Source organism: Enterobacter sp. Res13-Sevr-PEC09-46 (genome assembly GCF_015672585.1).
Classification (GTDB): Bacteria; Pseudomonadota; Gammaproteobacteria; order Enterobacterales; family Enterobacteriaceae; genus Enterobacter; species Enterobacter hormaechei_C.
In genome coordinates, this window is record NZ_JADABR010000033.1 from 133,276 (window position 1) to 153,801 (window position 20,526).

The 20,526-nt window shown below is 56.6% G+C and carries 18 protein-coding genes; 7 read left to right on the forward strand and 11 right to left on the reverse strand.

The annotated features are described in order from the left end of the window. Positions 1-23 precede the first annotated feature (23 nt). From IMQ56_RS20630 to IMQ56_RS20650, 5 genes are read right to left on the reverse strand one after another with little or no spacing between them, the layout of a single operon-like run. Positions 24-899 (reverse strand): MurR/RpiR family transcriptional regulator, encoded by an 876-nt coding sequence (locus IMQ56_RS20630; protein ID WP_015571883.1) that lies wholly within the window; start codon positions 897-899, stop codon positions 24-26. Then, the gene (locus IMQ56_RS20635) at positions 896-1,846 is read right to left on the reverse strand and encodes an iron-siderophore ABC transporter substrate-binding protein (RefSeq protein WP_015571884.1); all 951 of its coding nucleotides are present in this window, start codon (positions 1,844-1,846) and stop codon (positions 896-898) included. Before IMQ56_RS20635 ends, IMQ56_RS20630 begins: the two co-directional genes overlap by 4 nt. Positions 1,847-1,855: 9 nt before the next feature. Next, on the reverse strand, positions 1,856-2,896 hold the full coding sequence (locus IMQ56_RS20640) for an iron ABC transporter permease (RefSeq protein ID WP_017384048.1): 1,041 nt from the start codon (positions 2,894-2,896) through the stop codon (positions 1,856-1,858). After that, positions 2,893-3,876: an iron ABC transporter permease gene (locus IMQ56_RS20645; RefSeq protein ID WP_149604259.1), complete on the reverse strand. Its 984-nt coding sequence runs from the start codon at positions 3,874-3,876 to the stop codon at positions 2,893-2,895. Before IMQ56_RS20645 ends, IMQ56_RS20640 begins: the two co-directional genes overlap by 4 nt. Further along, the gene (locus IMQ56_RS20650) at positions 3,873-4,685 is read right to left on the reverse strand and encodes an ABC transporter ATP-binding protein (RefSeq protein WP_017384046.1); all 813 of its coding nucleotides are present in this window, start codon (positions 4,683-4,685) and stop codon (positions 3,873-3,875) included. The genes IMQ56_RS20645 and IMQ56_RS20650 overlap by 4 nt, the downstream gene beginning before the upstream one ends. Positions 4,686-5,069: 384 nt before the next feature. Here IMQ56_RS20650 and IMQ56_RS20655 point away from each other — a divergent pair, with 384 nt between their 5' ends. Next, entirely contained in the window at positions 5,070-7,199 is a 2,130-nt protein-coding gene (locus IMQ56_RS20655) for a TonB-dependent siderophore receptor (protein ID WP_149604296.1), read from the forward strand. Positions 7,200-7,284: 85 nt separating this feature from the next. Here IMQ56_RS20655 and parE read toward each other — a convergent pair whose 3' ends face one another. The 5 genes from parE to nudF are packed head-to-tail and all read right to left on the reverse strand — an operon-like array spanning position 7,285 to position 11,693. Continuing rightward, complete coding sequence (gene parE, locus IMQ56_RS20660) at positions 7,285-9,177, reverse strand: DNA topoisomerase IV subunit B (protein ID WP_017384044.1); 1,893 nt, start codon at positions 9,175-9,177, stop codon at positions 7,285-7,287. A gap of 28 nt (positions 9,178-9,205) precedes the next feature. Next, a complete protein-coding gene (gene yqiA / locus IMQ56_RS20665; RefSeq protein WP_015571888.1) occupies positions 9,206-9,787 on the reverse strand; it encodes an esterase YqiA in 582 nt (193 codons plus the stop codon). Continuing rightward, positions 9,787-10,614: a 3',5'-cyclic-AMP phosphodiesterase gene (gene cpdA / locus IMQ56_RS20670; protein ID WP_017384043.1), complete on the reverse strand. Its 828-nt coding sequence runs from the start codon at positions 10,612-10,614 to the stop codon at positions 9,787-9,789. The genes yqiA and cpdA overlap by 1 nt, the downstream gene beginning before the upstream one ends. A gap of 27 nt (positions 10,615-10,641) precedes the next feature. Further along, on the reverse strand, positions 10,642-11,064 hold the full coding sequence (locus tag IMQ56_RS20675) for a DUF1249 family protein (protein ID WP_003862516.1): 423 nt from the start codon (positions 11,062-11,064) through the stop codon (positions 10,642-10,644). Then, positions 11,061-11,693 carry an ADP-ribose diphosphatase gene (gene nudF / locus IMQ56_RS20680; protein ID WP_196063898.1) on the reverse strand — a complete coding sequence of 211 codons (633 nt, stop codon included), beginning with the start codon at positions 11,691-11,693 and terminating at the stop codon, positions 11,061-11,063. Before nudF ends, IMQ56_RS20675 begins: the two co-directional genes overlap by 4 nt. A gap of 203 nt (positions 11,694-11,896) precedes the next feature. On the opposite strand from nudF, the gene tolC reads away from it, so the two are divergent. From tolC to IMQ56_RS20695, 3 genes are all read left to right on the forward strand, one after another. Further along, positions 11,897-13,375 (forward strand): outer membrane channel protein TolC, encoded by a 1,479-nt coding sequence (gene tolC, locus IMQ56_RS20685; protein WP_017384041.1) that lies wholly within the window; start codon positions 11,897-11,899, stop codon positions 13,373-13,375. A gap of 194 nt (positions 13,376-13,569) precedes the next feature. After that, positions 13,570-14,235 carry a DUF1190 family protein gene (locus IMQ56_RS20690; RefSeq protein ID WP_017384040.1) on the forward strand — a complete coding sequence of 222 codons (666 nt, stop codon included), beginning with the start codon at positions 13,570-13,572 and terminating at the stop codon, positions 14,233-14,235. A gap of 2 nt (positions 14,236-14,237) precedes the next feature. Further along, positions 14,238-15,398, forward strand: coding sequence for a glutathionylspermidine synthase family protein (locus tag IMQ56_RS20695; RefSeq protein ID WP_017384039.1), 1,161 nt, complete (start codon positions 14,238-14,240; stop codon positions 15,396-15,398). An 82-nt stretch (positions 15,399-15,480) separates the two neighbouring features. Here the strand turns inward: IMQ56_RS20695 and ygiD are convergent, their stop codons facing one another. Beyond that, on the reverse strand, positions 15,481-16,269 hold the full coding sequence (gene ygiD, locus IMQ56_RS20700) for a 4,5-DOPA dioxygenase extradiol (RefSeq protein ID WP_196063899.1): 789 nt from the start codon (positions 16,267-16,269) through the stop codon (positions 15,481-15,483). A gap of 130 nt (positions 16,270-16,399) precedes the next feature. On the opposite strand from ygiD, the gene zupT reads away from it, so the two are divergent. From zupT to IMQ56_RS20715, 3 genes are all read left to right on the forward strand, one after another. Further along, on the forward strand, positions 16,400-17,173 hold the full coding sequence (gene zupT, locus IMQ56_RS20705; protein ID WP_015571892.1) for a zinc transporter ZupT: 774 nt from the start codon (positions 16,400-16,402) through the stop codon (positions 17,171-17,173). Between the two features lie 266 nt (positions 17,174-17,439). Next, positions 17,440-18,000, forward strand: coding sequence for a fimbrial protein (locus IMQ56_RS20710; protein ID WP_015571893.1), 561 nt, complete (start codon positions 17,440-17,442; stop codon positions 17,998-18,000). Between the two features lie 76 nt (positions 18,001-18,076). After that, the gene (locus tag IMQ56_RS20715) at positions 18,077-20,521 is read left to right on the forward strand and encodes a fimbria/pilus outer membrane usher protein (RefSeq protein WP_196063900.1); all 2,445 of its coding nucleotides are present in this window, start codon (positions 18,077-18,079) and stop codon (positions 20,519-20,521) included. Positions 20,522-20,526 lie beyond the last annotated feature (5 nt).

The following is a 20,526-nucleotide window of genomic DNA, read 5'->3' on the forward strand; positions in this document are numbered from 1 at the left end:
CTCCCACGGGGAGAGGGGGAAGATCAACCGCTCTTTTTCCCCGGCTTTAATCCGCGATGTAACTCGTTGATGCGCTTCATCGACTTGATGGTGCGCTGCGGCTCGGTGGAGGCGACGGACAGAATAATCATCTCCAGGCACAGCAGCACCGTGCCGTGCAGCGGGATTTTGCCCTTCTCGCCGCCGCGCGGGACGTGGATCACTACGCTTGCCTCTTTGCTAAAGCGCGAGTCCGTGGCGTTGGTCAGCAAAATGGTGGGAATACCCAGGCGCTTCGCTTCGCGCAGCGTGGTCTGCCCCTCCCGGTGCGCGGATTTTTGCGCCATCATTACCAGCACGTCACCGCGCTGTAGGGCAATCAGCTGTTCGGCGAGGCCAATACCGGTGCGGTTGAGCGGGATCGCAGGCAGGCCTATACGGCTAAACAGTCGCGAGGTGTACTCGGCCAGAATGCCGGATGCGCCAATGCCAAAAATAGCGACCTGTCTCGCCTGCGCCAGCAGCGACACGGCCTGCGCCATCGCGTAGCGGTTGCCCGGTTCGGACAACACCGCGCAGGTGTGCTGATGGCCTTCCAGCACAAAATCGATGCTCGCGTCGACGTCGCTGGTAAGCGTGTTTACCGTGGTGGACATCTTCTCGCTGGAGGTGACCACCGGGCCAAACCACTGCTCCAGGGTCTGCTTGAGATCCCGCAGCCCGCCAAACCCAAGCGCCTGAATGGCACGCACCACGGTGGCGTCCGAGGTGTGTAGCACAGCGGCAATCTCCATTGCCGTCTGCTCCATAACCGCTTCACGATTTTCATTGATATAGCTCGCCACCTGCAGCAGACGCGGCGTCAGCTGGTGCGCCCGCGAGCGGAGGCGGTCGCCGTAGACATCAATTTTTCGGATCATCGTGCGGCCTCCGGCAGCGGACGGCCCGCTATCTGCGACTGCACCTGCGCGGCCATCAGCCCCAGCGAGGCAAATGAATTTGAGATCGCTTCCTCGCGGGAGATGAGCACGTAATGCCCGGTTCGGCAGGCGTTGAGAAACTGACACCAGCCCGGCATCACCGCATCCATCGCCGCCAGCTCGTCCTGCGGTTTTCCGCCAGTGTCCCCGCGCCAGGTGGCAAAGACAAAATCAGCATCCAGCTCCGGCAGGCGCTCGGCGCTGACGTCGATGCGCCCGCCCTCCGGGATGCTCTCAATCAGCGGCGGGAACCTGAACCCTGCGTCGCGCAGCACGCGCCCAAGCGAGTGGTAGCTGTGCATGGCGTTGATTTTGCCCTGATTGGCCTGAATCACCGAGACGGTCAGTTTGCTCGTATCGATGGTCGCCTTTAGCGCCTCGATCTGCTCCTGATAGCGACGCTCCAGAATCTTCAGCCGCGCCTCTGTCCCGGTAAGCTGCGCCAGCTTGCGGTAGATCTCCGGCGCACCGCCGTCGAGGTGATCGATACTCACCGTCGGGGCAATTTTTTCCAGCTGTTCGACCGGCGTGTTGCGGGTCGGCTCGGTGATGATAAGATCCGGCTTCGCCGCGGCGATGGCTTCAATATCGATATCCGCGGTGCCGATGAATGTGATGTCGGAATTATCAAAATCGATGCCCGTCAGCATACCGCTGGAACGCAGAAAATGGCTGCCGTCCGGTCGGGTGCGGCCATGGCTGGCAACCGGCGGTACGCCAAGCTCGATCAGCGGAATGGTGATATCCAGGTCGTGCAGGGACACAATCCGCTTCGGGTTAACCGGCACCACCACGTTGCGGTTCAGGTCGTCAGTAAACGTCTGCGTTGGCTCTGCGGCTCCTACAGCAAAACCCACCAGCACCAGCATTGCAAAAAATACGCGCATTTTTATCCCCTAAAATCGATCCCGACGCTGCCAGAGCAGCAGCAGGAAAAACGGTCCGCCAATCAGTGAAATGACAATTCCCGCCGGCAGCTGCAACGGGAGAAATGCCAGCCGCCCCACGTTATCCGCCAGCAGCACCAGCAGCGCGCCCAGTACGGCACTTCCCGTCAGCAGTGCCGTTTGCCCTCCGCGCAGCAGCAGGCGCGCCATGTGCGGGGCAATCAGCCCGACAAAGCCGATACTCCCCACGCAGGAGACGCAGGCCGCGGTGAGCACCACGGGGGCAAACACGCGCAGCAGAGCGAGGCGTGAAGTCCGCACGCCCAGCCCCGTCGCAGTGTGGTTGCCGAGCAAGGCTACGTCTGCGGCGCGTGCGGTAAAGAGCAGCAGCGCAAACGCCGGCACTGTCCAGGCAGCAGCGATGCTGACCAGCGTCCAGCTTGCCGTATGCAGGCTCCCCGCCAGCCACAGCATCGCCGTCTGGACGTCGCGCACGTCGGCGGTCGTCATAAAGACCCCCATCGCGGCGGCAAACGCCCATGACACGCCGATGCCGATCAGGATGAATCGCGGGCGCGAGATATCACGCGCCAGCGCCACTACCAGCAGCGCGGTCAGCAGCCCACCGGCCATGCCGATAAGTGGACGCCAGTACGGCCCCAATCCCGGAAACTGAAAAATCAGCAGCAGCACCGCCGCGCTACAGCCCTCTTTCACGCCGATAAGACCGGGGTCAGCAAGGCCGTTGCGGGTAATGGACTGCATGGCCGCCCCCGCCATGCCGAGCATCGCGCCGCACAGCACGGCCATCAGCAGGCGCGGCAGGCGGATATCCATCACAATGTAATGCGCATCCGCCGTCAGACGTTCAGGATAAAACAGCGCACGTCCGATGGCGGAAGCAGGAATGGGCAGCGAACCGTGCGTCAGGCCAAAACTTAGCAGCAGGAGAGCGGCAAGCGATAATACGGCCAGATACAGCAGCGCCCTCGGGCGAACCAGCGCCGAGAAGGAGAAAAATCGTACTGCCCTCAATCCAGCCCGGTTCATTTGAACATCCTTGACGCCATAAGGATAAAGACCGGCGCGCCGACCAGCGCAGTCATCACGCCGGTTGCCAGCTCATACGGCGTAAACAGCGTACGGGCGGCGATATCCGCCATCAGCAGAACCAGCGCCCCGCAGAGGGCTGAAAGCGGCACCATCACGCGCAGGTCCACCGATACCAGACGGCGAATCAGCTGCGGCACCACGAGTCCGATAAACCCGATCGGTCCGGCAACTGAAACCGCCGCGCCGCACAGCAGGGCGATGGCCAGCAGCGCGAGCAGGCGCGTTTTCAGCAGCGACACGCCAAGCCCCTGCGCCATTCTCTCGCCCAGCGCCAGCATGTTCAGCGACGGCGACAGCCAGAGCGCCAGCGCAAAACCCACGGCAGCGGCCCCCGCGGCGCTAGCGATCGTCTCGCCGATGACTCCCGCCACATCCCCCGCAAGCCAGGTCCGCATGGCCAGCAGCGTCTGTTCATCCAGAATCAACACCGTGGCGGTTATCGATGAGGCAAATGCCGACATTGCCACGCCGCACAGCGTGACCTTCATCGGCGTGAGACCGGTACGCCCGGATGAGGAGAACGTTAGCACCAGCAAAAAGAGCGCGGCGGCGCCAGCTGCGGCTATCAGAGGGCGGCCAAACGGCAGCGACAGCCCGAGGGCACTCGTCAGCACCACCGCCAGCGCCGCCCCTGCATTCAGCCCCAGGATATGCGGCTCGCCGAGCGGATTGCGGATCACTGATTGCAGCAGCACGCCCGCGACGCCGAGCGCCGCGCCCGCCACCAGGGCGGCGCATAGCCGCATCAAGCGCAGCCTGACGATCACGCTATGCTCAAAATTGCGCGGGTCGAAGTGGAAAAATGCGTCTACTACCGTCCGGGGGGAGATAACGCGCGCCCCGATGCTCAGGTGCGCAATCGCGCCTGCCAGAAGCAGCAGCGTAAAGAGAATAAAGGCCACAGATGTGCGCATCATGGTTTGTCGTCAGCCTGACGGAACGGCATAAAGAACGGCTTGCCGGTCAGCGGGTTAACCGACATATGCACGTCGACGTCAAACACCGCTTTGATTAGCTCCGGCGTGCAGGCGTCGCCCTCATGCAGTACCCCCTCGACCTTTCCCTGACGTAAAAAGACCAGCGAATCACCGTAATTCACGGCGAAGTTGAGATCGTGCAGAACCACCACCACGGTGCGCCCGTGCCGGCGCGTCAGCGTGTGCAGTAGTTCGAGGATCTCCACCTGGTAGCGAAGATCGAGGTACGTCGTGGGTTCATCCAGCAGGATATAGGGCGTTTGCTGCGCCAGCACCATAGCGATCCAGCAGCGCTGGCGCTGGCCGCCGGACAGGCTTTCAACCAGATGATGGGCAAACTCTGCCGTTCCGGTCAGGCGTAACGCCTCTTCCACGGCCCGCTCGTCTTCCTCGCTCCACTGGCGCATCACGTTCTGCCAGGGGAAACGTCCGCGCGAGACCAGCTCAAATACGGTTAACCCTTCTGGAAGCAGCGGAGACTGCGGCAGGATCCCGAGCTGGCGGGCGACCGCTTTGGTTGGCTGCGAGTGGATGGCTTTGCCGTCCAGCACCGCGCTGCCGCCGAGCGGCTGAAGCAGCCGTGCGAGGGTACTTAACAGCGTCGATTTTCCGCAGCCGTTTGCGCCCACCAGAACAGTCATTTTCTGCTGGGGGATCGCAAGGGAGATATCATCAACGATGATTTTTTTCTGGTAACCCGCGGAGAGGTTCTCAAGAACCAGTCCCGGCTTTTTGATGTAGTGAGCCACGTGAACGCCAACGTAAGAAAAAAAACCAACAAATAAAAATAAAACTCATTCTCTTTTGTGAGTTTGCCGCCGCTCCATGTAGTAGTCAAGCGAAGATACACCCTGTAAAACCCAGGGATAATTGAGCATCACCGCACAAATTAAAATTCATTTTTATTGATTATTTTCAATACCTTAAACAATAAATCGAAGCGTGTTAGCCAGAGAGAAACCTCTGTAGCGAAATTTTTATTTATTCCATTTACTACTACATGCCCTCATGCTTGAATGATTCTCAATTACAAGTCCGATGCCGTAGAGGCTAACGGACAGACCGTAAGGGCAATGACTCACACATTCTTCCGCGAGCATTTCATCGCAGGATATTTTGGGAAAACAGATGTAATGGCTAAGTTCACACCTTCATTCGCCGGGGTAAAAGGGCGCGCGCTCTTTTCACTCCTGTTCATGGCGCCTCTGGTGCACGCAGCAGCAAAAGACGGTGAGACGCTTACCGTCACTGCCGATCCTTACGCTTCCACCGACGCCACCAGCGGCTATCAGCCCCTGAACACCTCCACCGCCACGCTGACCAACATGCCGATGCTGGACATCCCGCAGGTGGTCAATACCGTCAGCGATAAAGTGCTGGAAGACCAAAACGCGACCACGCTAGACGAGGCGCTGTATAACGTCAGCAACGTGGTGCAGACCAACACCCTGGGCGGCACGCAGGATGCCTTCGTGCGCCGTGGCTTCGGCGCAAACCGCGATGGCTCGATCATGACCAACGGCCTGCGCACCGTGCTGCCGCGCAGCTTCAATGCCGCAACCGAGCGCGTGGAGGTGCTAAAAGGCCCGGCCTCGACCCTTTACGGTATTCTCGACCCCGGCGGCCTGATTAACGTGGTGACCAAACGCCCGGAGAAAACCTTCGGCGGCTCGATTTCTGCCACATCAACCAGCTTTGGCGGCGGTAGCGGACAGTTTGACGTCACCGGTCCAATTGAAGGTACGCGTCTGGCCTATCGCCTGACGGGGGAGTATCAGGACGAGGATTACTGGCGTAATTTCGGCACCGAACGCAGCACCTTTATCGCCCCGTCTTTGACCTGGTTCGGCGATGATGCCACCGTGACCGTGCTCTATTCGCATCGCGACTATAAAACGCCGTTCGATCGCGGAACGATCTTCGATCTCAACACCAAAAAGGCCGTCGACGTCGATCGCAAAACCCGCTTTGATGAGCCATTTAACGTGACCGACGGTCAGTCCGACCTCGCTCAGCTTAACGCGGAGTATCGGCTCAACAGCCAGTGGACCGCGAAGTTCGACTACAGCTACAGCCAGGATAAGTACAGCGATAACCAGGCTCGCGTGATGGCCTACGATTCAAAAACCGGCAACCTGACCCGCCGCGTGGATGCGACCCAGGGTTCGACCCAGCGTATGCACACAACGCGGGCAGATTTGCAGGGGAACGTGGACATCGCGGGCTTTTACAATGAGATACTGACCGGCGTGTCGTATGAAAATTACGATCTGCTGCGCACGGACATGATCCGTTGTAAGAACGTTAAGGATTTCAATATTTACAACCCGAGCTACGGCAGCCTCGGCAAGTGCACCACCGTCTCGGCAGCCGACAGCGATCAAACCATCAAGCAGGAGAGCTACTCCGCCTACGCGCAGGACGCGCTGTACCTGACCGATAAATGGATCGCCGTTGCCGGACTGCGCTACCAGTATTACACCCAGTACGCGGGCAAAGGCCGTCCGTTTAACGTCAACACCGACAGCCGCGACGACCAGTCGACGCCGAAGCTGGGCCTGGTATACAAGCTCACGCCGGCAGTCTCCCTGTTTGCCAACTATTCCCAGACGTTTATGCCGCAGTCGTCCATTGCGAGCTACATCGGCGACCTGCCGCCGGAAACGTCGAACGCGTATGAAATAGGCGCTAAATTCGACCTGTTCGACGGCATTACCGCCAACATCGCGCTGTTTGATATCCACAAGCGCAACGTGCTGTACACCGAAAGCGTCGGTGATGAAACCGTCGCCAAAACCGCGGGCCGCGTGCGCTCGCAGGGTGTCGAAGTGGATCTCGCCGGATCGCTGACCGAGAACACCAACATTATCGCCAGCTACGGCTATACCGATGCGAAGGTGCTGGAAGACCCGGACTACGCGGGCAAACCGCTGCCGAACGTACCGCGCCATACCGGCTCCCTGTTCCTGACGTACGATATTCACAATGCGTTTGCCGGGAATACGCTGACAATTGGCGGCGGCGGGCACGGCGTAAGCCGTCGTTCAGCAACTAACGGTGCGGATTATTATCTGCCGGGCTATTTCGTGGCGGATGCATTTGCGGCGTACAAAATGAAGCTGCAATATCCGGTGACGCTACAGGTGAACGTGAAGAATCTGTTCGATAAGACCTACTACACGTCGTCGATTGCGACCAACAACCTGGGCAACCAGATTGGCGACCCGCGTGAAGTGCAGTTTACGGTGAAGATGGAGTTTTGACGTAAAAAAGCCCGGTGGCGCTAACGCTTACCGGGCCTACGATCCTAACCCTCTCCCTGTGGGAGAGGGTTAGGGTGAGGGGACATCAGGCCTCTATATCCGCCATATCGCCTTTCTCCTGTAGCCAGTTACGTCGGTCTTCAGAACGTTTCTTAGCCAGCAGCATGTCCATCACGGCGTTGGTTTGCTGTTCGTCTTCATCGCTGATGGTCAGCTGCACCAGACGGCGGGTGTTCGGATCCAGCGTGGTTTCACGCAGCTGCATCGGGTTCATCTCGCCCAGCCCTTTAAAGCGCTGAACGTTCGGTTTGCCCTTCTTGCGTTTGAGCTGCTCCAGCACGCCCGCTTTCTCTTCTTCCGTCAGCGCATAGTAGACTTCTTTGCCAAGGTCGATACGGTACAGCGGCGGCAGCGCCACGTGGACGTGACCGTTTTTCACCAGCGTGCGGAAGTGCTTCACGAACAGCGCACAGAGCAGCGTGGCGATGTGCAGACCATCGGAGTCCGCATCCGCGAGGATACAGATCTTGCCGTAGCGCAGCTGGCTCAGATCGTCGCTGTCCGGATCGATGCCGATCGCCACGGAGATGTCGTGTACTTCCTGCGAGGCCAGCACTTCATCAGACGAGACCTCCCAGGTGTTGAGGATCTTACCCTTGAGCGGCATGATCGCCTGATATTCACGATCGCGCGCCTGCTTGGCCGATCCGCCTGCCGAGTCCCCTTCCACCAGGAACAGCTCGGTGCGGTTGAGATCCTGGGCGGTACAGTCCGCCAGCTTGCCCGGCAGCGCGGGGCCGCTGGTCAGCTTTTTACGCACCACTTTCTTCGCCGCGCGCAGGCGACGCTGGGCGCTGGAGATGGCCATTTCAGCCAGCATTTCTGCGGCCTGAACGTTCTGGTTCAGCCACAGGGTAAACGCATCTTTCACCACGCCGGAGACGAACGCCGCACACTGGCGTGACGACAGGCGCTCTTTAGTCTGACCGGCAAACTGCGGATCCTGCATCTTCACGGAGAGCACGTAGGCGCAGCGGTCCCAGATATCTTCTGCGGAAAGCTTCACGCCGCGCGGCAGAATGTTGCGGTATTCGCAGAACTCGCGCATCGCATCCAGCAGCCCCTGACGCAGGCCGTTGACGTGCGTCCCGCCGAGCAGCGTTGGGATCAGGTTGACGTAGCTTTCCGTCAGCAGCTCACCGCCTTCCGGCAGCCACAGCAGCGCCCAGTCCACCGCTTCGGTGTCACCTTCGAAATTCCCGACGAACGGTTTTTCCGGCAGGGTCGGCAGGCCGTTAACCGCTTCGCACAGGTAGTCGTTCAGACCCTTTTCGTAGCGCCAGCTCTGTTCGGTGTTGTTTACGTGATCTTTAAAGGTGATTTCCACGCCCGGGCACAGCACCGCTTTGGCTTTCAGCAGGTGCGTCAGGCGAGAAACGGAAAAGCGTGGGCTGTCGAAGAAGCTTTCGTCAGGCCAGAAATGGACGCTGGTGCCGGTGTTGCGTTTACCGCACGTCCCGACGACCTGCAAATCCTGCACTTTTTCGCCGTTTTCAAACGCGATGTTATACACCTGGCCATCGCGACGAACGTTCACTTCCACGCGCTTTGACAGGGCGTTAACCACGGAGATCCCCACGCCGTGCAAGCCGCCGGAGAACTGGTAATTTTTGTTGGAGAACTTACCGCCCGCGTGCAGACGACAGAGGATCAGCTCAACGGCGGGAACACCCTCTTCCGGGTGGATATCTACCGGCATGCCGCGGCCGTCGTCGATAACTTCCAGCGACTGATCGGCGTGCAGGATAACGTCCACGCGTCTGGCATGGCCTGCCAGCGCTTCGTCCACACTGTTATCAATTACTTCCTGGCCCAGGTGGTTTGGGCGCGTCGTATCGGTGTACATCCCCGGGCGGCGGCGAACCGGCTCAAGCCCGGTGAGTACCTCAATGGCATCAGCGTTATAGGTTTGCGTCATGATTTAAGCTAGCAATTCGCATTGATTGTCAGTGGCTGTGCAGTCCAAGAAAATCGACAATCTGGGTGAAATGATCTTCAAAGCCCGTGAAAGCATGGTTACCGCCCTCTTCTACAGTCTGGCGGCAGGATGCGTAATACGCCACTGCCTGGCGGTAATCCAGCACTTCATCTCCCGTCTGTTGCAGCAGCCAGATAAGATCGGGCGCTTCAAGCGGGTCGACCTGCATAACTTTGAGATCGTAAATATGGCGTGACTCTAGCACATATTGTTGGCCGGTGTAGGGGTTCTCGTTTTCGCCAAGAAAGTCCCTTAACAGCTCAAATGGCCGGACCGCCGGGTTGACGACGACAGCGGGTAACATAAAGCACTGCGACAGCCAGGTGGCGTAGTAGCCGCCGAGCGACGACCCGACAACGCCAAACGATTCGCCGCCGTGTTCAAGCACGATCGATTCCAGCATCTCTGCCGCATCCGCCGGATAAGGGGGCAACTGCGGAATAATCATCTCCACGTGGGGATGATTCGCGCTCAGCCACTGGCGAAGCTGCGTCGCTTTCGCCGATCGTGGTGAGCTGTTAAACCCATGCAGATAGAGAAGCGTCGACATCAATAGCCTTCCGAAGCGGTATCCGGGCGGAATTGAGCCCCGGTCAGACGGCAAACTTCGGTGGTCAGCGAGCCATCGGCATGCAGCTCCAGCCAGCGCCAGCCCGGTGCGATGGTATCCAGCGTAAAGTTGGCGCAGTGCGGCTTAAACTGCACGCAGGTAGAGGGCGTCGCGAGCAGGCGGCGACCATTCCAGTCGAGATCCTGTTCCTGGTGAATGTGCCCGCACAGCAAATTTTTCACGCGCGGAAATTTCGCCAGTACGCCGTCCAGCGCCGCAGAGTTGCGTAAGCTGTGCTGATCGAGCCAGCTACAGCCCGCCGGCAGCGGGTGATGATGCAGCAACAGCAGCGTATTGCGATTCGGTTCGGCGGCCAGTTTTGTCTCCAGCCAGTCAAGCTGATAGTCGCTCAACTCACCGTGGGGAACGCCAAACACCTGACTGTCGAGGAGCAGAATTTGCCACTGGTCCCCCGCAAAGACACATTTTGCCGGTGAAATCCCCGCATCCTGAAGCGAACTGTACATAGCGGGTTGAAAATCGTGATTGCCCGGTAGCCAGACGCAAGGCACGCTAAAGCTCGCAATCCCTTCAGCAAAATGCTGATAGGCTGCGGAGGATTGATCCTGCGCCAGATCGCCCGTCGCGACGATCAGATCGCATGGCCGCTTTTCAGCATGGATCGCGTCAAGAACCGCCTGATAACTCTCCCAGGTGTTCACGCCCAGAAGCGTCTCATGCTTTTCGGCAAAAAGGTGGGTGTCGGTGATTTGTAATATCCTGACTGGCGCCCCACCAGCAACAGTCAGGTTCAACAGGCTTTCCAAATGGTGTCCTTAGGTAGGTTTATGACGCTAACAAACCGGAATCGCCATTGCTCCATGTGCTAAACAATATCTTAGCCAGTCGGCTAAAAACTGGTTAATTTGATGCTTTTCGTCGCGTTGATGCAACTTTTTATTCGGGTAATCATACCGCGCTTTAAAGCGAAAGATCTGCTGGCTTGAACACACTTCAGCGACCATCGCGTCATGATAAAGACGTACCGTCATCGACGGCAGGCTCCAGTAGCTGATGCTCGGCGCCGTTTGCTCAATCTCCACCAGCGTAGTGTAGCGCGTTGATTCTGTTATCGTTAACCGATACTGCGCGTTGCTCACCTGATAGCTCACCGTTTCGCCGGGCGCGTCGTTTCGCGGCAGCAGGCGGCGCAGCTGGGCGAAATTGGTTTCGCACAGGCGCATCATTTCTGGGAAGTCAGGTGTATAACGCTTCATTTTTTCCACTCGTATCGTAATGTCTGATAATGCAGCTGTAGCCATTGCAGGGCGATGACAGACGCTGCGTTGTCGATTTTCCCCTCTTCTACCCACTGGTAAGCCTGCTCCCGACTCACCACATGAACCCGAATATCTTCGTTTTCATCTGCCAGACCGTGGATCCCTTCCGCTGTCTTGGCGTCCACTTCGCCCACCATAATAGATGAACGTTCCGTTGTCCCACCCGGGCTTGCCAGGTAGCTCAACACCGGTTTCGTCCGGCCGATCGCCAGGCCCGCCTCTTCCAGCGCCTCACGGCGAGCGACGTCTTCGACCGACTCACCTTCTTCGATCATCCCGGCCACCATCTCCAGCAACCACGGCGTATCGCTGGTATCATAAGCCGCAATACGCACCTGTTCGACCAGCACCACTTCATCACGCACTGGGTCATAGGGTAGCAACACAGCCGCATGCCCGCGCTCAAAAATTTCGCGTTTGATTTCACCGCTCATCTCACCGTTAAACAGACGATGCCTGAAACGGTAAAGTTCCATTGAAAAAAAACCGCTATAAAGCGTTTCTCGTGCAATAATTTCTACATCGTTTTTGGCGAAGGTGACAGGCACGTTTTCTGGTTTTTGCATCGGTCGAGTCCTGGTAGCAATGGTGATGAAATTGTGAATTTCAAGGCTGTTTGGCTGCCGTTTGTATGGCTATATGGTAGATTGGAGCAAATTACCGCCAGATGGCACGTTACGCCAACCTTTTGGTGTGGATGATTCTGTTAGAATCGGCAATTATTTTTAATTAGATCAGCGCTAATACTGCTTCACAACAAGGAATGCAAATGAAGAAATTGCTCCCCATCCTTATCGGCCTGAGCCTGACGGGCTTCAGTGCAATGAGCCAGGCAGAAAACCTGTTACAGGTCTACCAGCAGGCACGTCTGGGCAACCCTGATTTACGTAAATCAGCGGCCGATCGTGATGCTGCGTTTGAAAAGATTAACGAAGCACGTAGTCCACTGCTGCCGCAGTTAGGCTTAGGTGCAGATTATACCTACACTAACGGTTTTCGCGATAACAATGGCATCGATTCGAATGCCACCAGCGCCTCTTTACAGCTTACACAAACCCTGTTCGACATGTCCAAATGGCGTGAACTGAGCTTGCAGGAAAAGAGCGCCGGCATTCAGGATGTCACCTATCAAACCGATCAGCAGACGCTGATCCTGAATACCGCGACCGCCTATTTCCAGGTTCTGAGCGCGATTGACGCCCTCTCCTACACCGAAGCGCAGAAACAGGCGGTTTACCGTCAGTTAGATCAAACCACCCAGCGTTTTAACGTGGGCCTGGTCGCCATTACTGACGTGCAGAACGCCCGTTCACAGTACGATACCGTACTGGCTAACGAAGTGACCGCACGTAACAACCTCGACAACGCCCTGGAAGCACTGCGTCAGGTCACCGGTAACTACTATCCTGAGCTGGCCTCTCTGAACGTGGACAGTTTCAAAACGGACAAACCGCAGGCGGTTAACGCCCTGCTGAAAGAAGCGGAAAACCGCAACCTGACCTTGTTGCAGGCACGCCTGAGCCAGGATCTGGCGCGCGAACAGATCCGTCTTGCACAGGATGGTCACCTGCCAACTCTGAGCCTGAGCGCCTCTACCGGCGTATCGGACACCAGCTACAGCGGGTCTAAAACGACCTCTCAGGCCTATGACGACAGCAACGTTGGCCAGAACAAAGTGGGTCTCAGCTTCTCTCTGCCGCTGTACCAGGGCGGGATGGTTAACTCTCAGGTGAAACAGGCGCAGTACAACTTTGTGGGCGCCAGCGAGCAGCTGGAAAGCGCACACCGCAACGTGGTGCAGACCGTGCGTTCTTCCTACAACAACGTAAATGCCTCTATCAGCAGCATCAACGCCTATAAACAGGCCGTCGTCTCTGCCCAGAGCTCACTGGATGCGAACGAAGCGGGTTACTCCGTAGGTACGCGTACCATCGTGGACGTGTTAGACGCAACGACCACGCTGTATAACGCGAAACAGCAGCTCTCCAGCGCACGTTATCAGTATCTGATTAACCAGCTGAACATCAAGCAGGCGCTGGGTACGCTGAACGAGCAGGATCTGCAAATGCTGAACAGCACGCTAGGCAAACCGGTCCCTACGTCGCCTGACAGCGTCGCGCCGGAAAATCCACAGCAGGATGCCGCCGTTGATAATTTCACCCCTAACAGCAGCGCCCCGCTTGCGCAGCCAGCGGCAGCGCGTAGCACCGCACCTGCCAGCAGCGGTACGAATCCGTTCCGTCATTAAGCCTTGCCCGATGGCGCTGAGCTTATCGGGCCTACTTAACCGTAGGCCGGGTAAGCACAGCGCCACCCGGCGCAAAATCACACCTGAACGTAAGCCAACGTAAAGATCCCCCGCATTTCGCCCCTCTTCGCTTCATTTTCAACCACTCATCCTCTATCCTGAGCGTTATTACCACTGGGTCCTGGAAGACAAATATGAAACGGACAAAAACGATGAATCACGCGTCGTTCCGCAAAAGCTGGAACGCACGCCACCTGACACCTGTCGCGCTGGCGGTCACCGCCGTCTTTATGCTGGCAGGCTGTGAGCAAAACGACGAAACGGTTTCGCTGTATCAAAACGCCGACGACTGCGCGAGCGCAACCGGTAAAGCCGCTGAGTGTACGACGGCCTATAACAACGCCCTCAAAGAAGCGGAACGTACCGCGCCGAAATATGCCTCTCGCGAAGACTGTGTAGCCGAATTCGGTGAAGGCCAGTGCCAGCAGGCACCTGCTCAGGCGGGTATGGCACCGGAAAACCAGGCGCAGGCACAGTCCGGCGGCAGCTTCTGGATGCCGCTGATGGCGGGTTATATGATGGGCCGTTTGATGAGCGGCGGTGCGGGCTACCAGCAGCAGCCGCTGTTTAGCTCCAAAAACCCGAACAGCCCGGCCTACGGTAAATACACCGATGCCACCGGCAAGGGTTACGGTGCTGCAACGCCAGGCCGTACGATGACCGTACCGAAAACCGCAATGGCGCCGAAACCAGCCACCACCAGCACCATTACCCGTGGCGGCTTTGGTGAGTCTGTTGCCAAACAAACCACCATGCAGCGTAGTGCGACCGGCTCCTCAACTCGCTCAATGGGCGGCTGATCATGGAACGAGTCAGTATTGTTGAGCGCCCGGACTGGCGCGAAAAAGCCACCGAATACGGTTTCAACTTTCACACCATGTACGGCGAGCCGTACTGGTGTGAAGATGCTTACTATAAGCTCACGCTCGCTCAGGTCGAAAAGCTTGAAGAGGTAACCGCAGAGCTGCACCAGATGTGCCTGAAGGTAGTAGAAAAAGTCATCGACAGCGATGAGCTGATGACCAAATTCCGCATTCCGAAGCACACCTGGAGTTTTGTTCGTCAGTCCTGGAAAACGAACCAGCCTTCGCTCTACTCTCGCCTCGATCTGGCATGGGATGGCGTGGGTGAACCGAAGCTTTTAGAAAACAACGCGGATACACCAACCTCTCTGTACGAAGCCGCGTTCTTCCAGTGGATCTGGCTGGAAGATCAGGCGAATGCCGGAAACTTGCCCGAAGGCAGCGACCAGTTCAACAGCCTTCAGGAAAAGCTGATTGAGCGTTTCGTCGAACTGCGTGAACAGCACGGTTTCAACCTGTTGCACCTCGCCTGCTGCCGCGATACCGAAGAAGATCGCGGTACGGTTCAGTATTTGCAGGACTGCGCAGCCGAAGCGGAAGTGGCGACGGAATTCCTCTATATCGAAGATATCGGTTTAGGTGAAAAAGGTCAGTTTACGGACATGCAGGATCAGGTCATCAGCAACCTGTTCAAGCTCTATCCGTGGGAATACATGCTGCGGGAAATGTTCTCTACCAAACTGGAAGACGCCGGCGTGCGCTGGCTGGAACCGGCCTGGAAGAGCATTATCTCCAATAAAGCCCTGCTGCCGATGCTGTGGGAGATGTTCCCGAATCACCCGAACCTGCTGCCTGCTTACTTTGCTGAAGATGATTTCCCACCGATGGAGAAATACGTCGTTAAGCCAATCTTCTCCCGAGAAGGGGCAAACGTCTCGATTATCGAAAACGGTAAAACGCTGGAAGCGGTTGAAGGGCCGTACGGTGAAGAAGGGATGATCGTCCAGGCGTTTTATCAACTGCCGAAGTTTGGCGACAGCTATACGTTGATCGGCAGCTGGCTTATTAACGATCAGCCTGCCGGGATTGGCATTCGCGAAGATCGCGCGCTGATTACGCAGGATCTGTCGCGTTTCTACCCGCATATTTTCGTCGAGTAAGACTTGCCCGGTGGCGCTACGCTTACCGGGCCTACGCTCAATATGTAGGTCGGGTAAGGCGAAGCCGCCACCCGACATGTTTTTACCCCACCTGCACCGACAGCATACTCAAGCTCCCCATCTCAATACCGTCGACCGGGATTGTAATAACCTCCTGACCATCCCACGCGCCTAGTACATACAGCAATGGCAAGAAGTGTTCCGGCGTCGGGTTAGAGAGCGAACCGCCGTCGTGATCCAGATAGTTCACCAAAGGGTGTCGTTCGGCCGGCCCTTGCCAGGTCAGGTTGTCTTTTACATAGTCATTAAAGGCTGTTGCCCAGGGGTACGGCGTATTTTCACCGTGCCAGCGTACCGTACGCAGATTGTGTACCACGTTGCCACTGGCAATCAGCATGATGCCCTCATCACGAAGCGAAGCCAGCTTACGCCCCATCTCCATGTGCCAGGCAGCCGGTTTGGTGCTGTCGATACTCAGTTGCACCATCGGGATATCGGCATCCGGATACATTTTGATCAACACCCCCCATGAGCCGTGGTCAAAGCCCCAGGCTTCTTTGTCCAGCGCAACCGGAACAGGGGCGAGCAGATTAACGAGCCGCTGCGCCAGCTCGGGGGAGCCCGGAGCAGGATAATGCGTGTCATACAGCGCCTGCGGAAAGCCGCCAAAATCATGAATCGTTTTTGGCGCTTCCATGGCCGTCACACCGGTACCCCGGGTAAACCAGTGCGCAGAGACCACCACAATTGCCTTCGGACGCGGTAACGTCTCACCCAGCTGACGCCAGGCACGGGTATAGACGTTATCTTCCAGGACGTTCATTGGGCTGCCATGGCCTAAAAACAGTGCTGGCATACGAGAAGAAGACATGGTGATATCCTTAGAGAAGGTGTCAATGTGATGGGCCTACATTACGCGCATTCAGGTGAAGATGAACGCAGATAACCGTGAAGATCATCATCAGGAAATTTGAATGTCAGATATCGCTTAAGGAGAATGCATGTCAGTACCGTTGATTTTGACCTTACTCGCGGGCGCCGCAACCTTTATCGGTGCGTTCCTCGGGGTACTCGGGCAAAAACCCTCTAATCGCCTTCTGGCCTTCTCGCTGGGTTTCGCCGCCGGGATCATGCTGCTTATCTCGCTGATGGAGATGCTGCCCGCCGCGCTTCACACCGAAGGTATGTCGCCTGTTCTGGGCTATGGCATGTTTATCATTGGACTGCTGGGTTATTTTGCGCTCGACCGTATTCTTCCTCACGCGCACCCGCAGGATTTAATGCAAAAAAGCGTTACCCCCATCCCGGGCAATATCAAACGCACGGCCATTCTGCTGACGCTGGGTATCAGCCTGCATAACTTTCCGGAAGGTATCGCCACCTATGTCACGGCCAGCAGCAACCTGGAAATGGGTTTTGGTGTGGCGCTGGCCGTGGCTTTGCACAATATTCCTGAAGGACTTGCCGTTGCCGGGCCCGTTTATGCCGCCACGGGTTCAAAACGTACGGCTGTCTTTTGGGCGGGTATCTCCGGGATGGCTGAAATTCTCGGCGGCGTGCTGGCGTGGCTGATCCTCGGTAGCCTCGTCTCCCCGATTGTGATGGCTGCGATTATGGCTGCCGTGGCCGGGATTATGGTCGCGCTCTCTGTCGATGAGCTGATGCCGCTGGCGAAAGAGATCGATCCCAACAATAACCCCAGCTACGGCGTACTGTGTGGAATGTCAGTGATGGGGATGAGTCTGGTACTGCTGCAAACGGCCGGTATTGGCTAAGAATTTATGCCTCCGTTTTATACGGAGGCTATATATTATTCAAAAAAACAATCCTATATATTTCACCTATAATAACCTGAAAAATATAGTCCTGTTAAAATCCCGAAAAACCACGCCTCTTAAGATAGCCTGCAAATATTAATTAAAACCATCTAAAAATATATTTAAGTCATGTTAATCGCGTCTCCCCACCCCAATTCGTATACTTCGCGAGCATTCTGAAATTAATATTCACATTATGAATCACTCTGAAAAAGGATATTTTCATGTATATGGGTAAAAAACTACTGTTAGCGACGGCTATGGCAGTCATTGTATCGGGTGCTGCTTTTGCAGATGATCAAGGCTCAGGAAAAATCACATTCAAAGGTATTGTTATTGACGCACCGTGCAGTATCGCACCAGACAGCGTTGATAAAGAAGTAGATCTGGGTGAAGTGACCACGGCTGTTATCAACGCCAACAAAAAATCTACCCCGGTACCGGTCGATATCAATCTGGAAAACTGCCAGCTTGACGATCCGGCAGACGAGACCGACACGCCAATTACCAAAGTGGATGTGACCTTTACCAGCGCAGCGACAGACGCGGCGGATACCAGCCTGATGAGCAACACCTATGCAAGCGGTGCGCAGAACGTGGGGGTGCGTCTGCTGGATAACGCGGAGTCTGCTATCACGCTGGGAGAGGCCAACGAGGTTGAGTTGCTGGCGGGTTCAACCACCCAGACGCTGCATTTCAAAGCGGTTATGGAAGTCCCTACAGGTAAAACTGCGACGGCAGGCCAGGTTGAAGCCACGGCTAACTACGTCCTGATGTACAAATAATTCTGTTACGTCACGGCACCAGCCGACTGGTAATTCATACCGGTCGGCACTCTCTATTTACTCGAGTAACAGGATGATGACATACAAATTACAATGGATAATCATCATTGCGTCCCTGTTAATGACGAAAGTTGCCTCTGCCACCGAGTTTAATATAAACGCCATCGATAAAGATCAGCGCGGCAGCGTCGATTTATCACTGTTTAAAGATCAAATATCGGTTACGCCGGGAAGCTATTTCGTTACGGTTGCCGTCAATGATATTCCGCTGGCAAATGGCTGGCAGCTTCGCTGGCGAGAAATAAATAACGCCGTTCAGGTCTGTATTCCCCCCGAGCTGGTCGATACCTTTGCGTTGCAGGATGACGTTCGCCACGCTTTGCCTGAGAAAGAGGGATGCGTTGATTTCTCCGCCAGACCCGACATCCGATTTACTTTTGAGCAAGGCAGCCAGACCCTGAAAGTGACCATCCCCCAGGCGTGGCTGCAATACCGTGCGGTTGACTGGATGCCGCCATCCACCTGGGACATCGGCGTGCCGGGCGTACTGCTGGATTACAATCTTTTTGCCAGCCATTATCAGCCCAATAGCGGCAGCAACAATGACAACGCCAATACCTATGGCACCGCCGGCGCGAACATGGGCGCGTGGCGGCTACGCAGCGATTACCAGTACACGCAAAGCCATACTGACGCAGGCTCGGAGCATAATGGACGTTTTTCACGCGTGTATATGTTCCGCCCTCTGCCCTCGATCGGTGCGAAACTGACGTTGGGTGAAACGGATTTCCAGTCCGCAATTTTTGACGCCTTTACCTACACCGGCGCATCGCTAATCAGCGATGAACGTATGCTGCCATGGTCGCTGCGCGGCTATGCCCCGCAGATTACCGGGATAGCGCAAACCAACGCCACGGTAACCGTAAGCCTTGCCAATCGCGTGATTTACCAGAGTAAAGTGCCGCCAGGTCCTTTTGTTATTCAGGATCTTAACCAGTCGGTTCAGGGCACGCTGGACGTCAAAGTCACGGAAGAGGATGGACGCGTCAGCACCTTCCAGGTCTCGGCCGAATCCGTACCATTTTTAACGCGCAAGGGTCAGGTGCGCTACAAGCTCGCGGCGGGTAAAGCGCGCCAGGGCGCCTCCCATGACGTTGAAGATAACGCCTTCATGAGCGGCGAATTTTCCTGGGGCATGCTGTCGCACACCTCCCTGTATGGCGGTACGCTGGCCGATGGCGACCGCTATCGTTCCGTCGCTGCCGGAATCGGCCAGAATATGGCCTGGCTGGGGGCGCTCTCTTTTGACGCCACGCAGGCCACCAGCCAGCTGCCACACCAGCGCAGCCAGACGGGTTACAGCTATCGCATTAACTACAGCAAGCGTTTCGATACCACCGGCAGTCAGCTTACGCTCGCCAGCTACCGCTACTCAGATCCACAGTTTTTGAGCTACGCCCGCTACCTTGATTATGACGACGGTGACCGCCAGTCGGAAAAACAAACCCTGAGCGTGACGGCAAGCCAGTACATTTCGGCGTTATCCCTGAACCTGTACGTCAATATGCTGCGTCAGACATGGTGGAATGATTCACCCTCCACGACCGGCAGTATCACGGCGGGCTACAACTTTGATATGGGCCGCTGGAAGAACCTTGGCGTAACCCTGTCCTGGAGTAAAACGCATTACGATGAGAAAGACGAAAGTGACGATACTCAGTTCTATCTCTCGCTCAGCGTACCGCTCGATCCCGATCATCGACTTAACTATGACCTGCGTAACCGCGACACGCTGAGCCATAACGTGTCGTGGTACGACACGTCGGATCGCAATAACACCTGGGGCGTTTCCGCGGGCGCGGAGAGCGGGAAGCCAGACTCCGGGGCGCAGTTCAGCGGGAATTATCAGCATTATTCTGCGTACGGCGATCTTAATCTCTCCGGCAGCTATAAAGCTGACGAATATAACTCCCTCAGCGCAAGCTGGAGCGGTTCCTTCACCTCAACGGTGAAAGGCGCCGCGCTGCACCGGCGCAGCTACGGTAATGAACCCCGCGTAATGGTCAGCACCGACGGGGTAGGCAATATCCCGCTGAACATGTCGCGAGATGAGACCAACCGTTTTGGCATCGGCGTTTTACCGTCATTCTCCAGCTATTCCCCCTCCAGCGTGCAGATCAATATGAACAACCTTCCGGATGGCGTGGACGTGGACAACCGCGTCGTGACCTCAACCTGGACTGAGGGGGCCATTGGTTTTCGTCAGATTGCCACGCGTGCAGGTCGGGACGTGGCAGGTGTTCTGCGGATGTCATCAGGAACGCCACCGCTCGGGGCGATTGTTCGCCTGGAAGCAAACGATTTGCAGGTTGGGATGGTGGCCGATGAAGGCCACGTCTGGCTCGGCGCCGTTGAGCCAGAACAGCAGTTTCGCGTGACATGGGGCGACAACCAACAGTGTCGCTTCTCGTTACCTTCTCACTTAGAAAACAGTATGCAGTTGATACTGCCGTGTCAGTAAGAAAT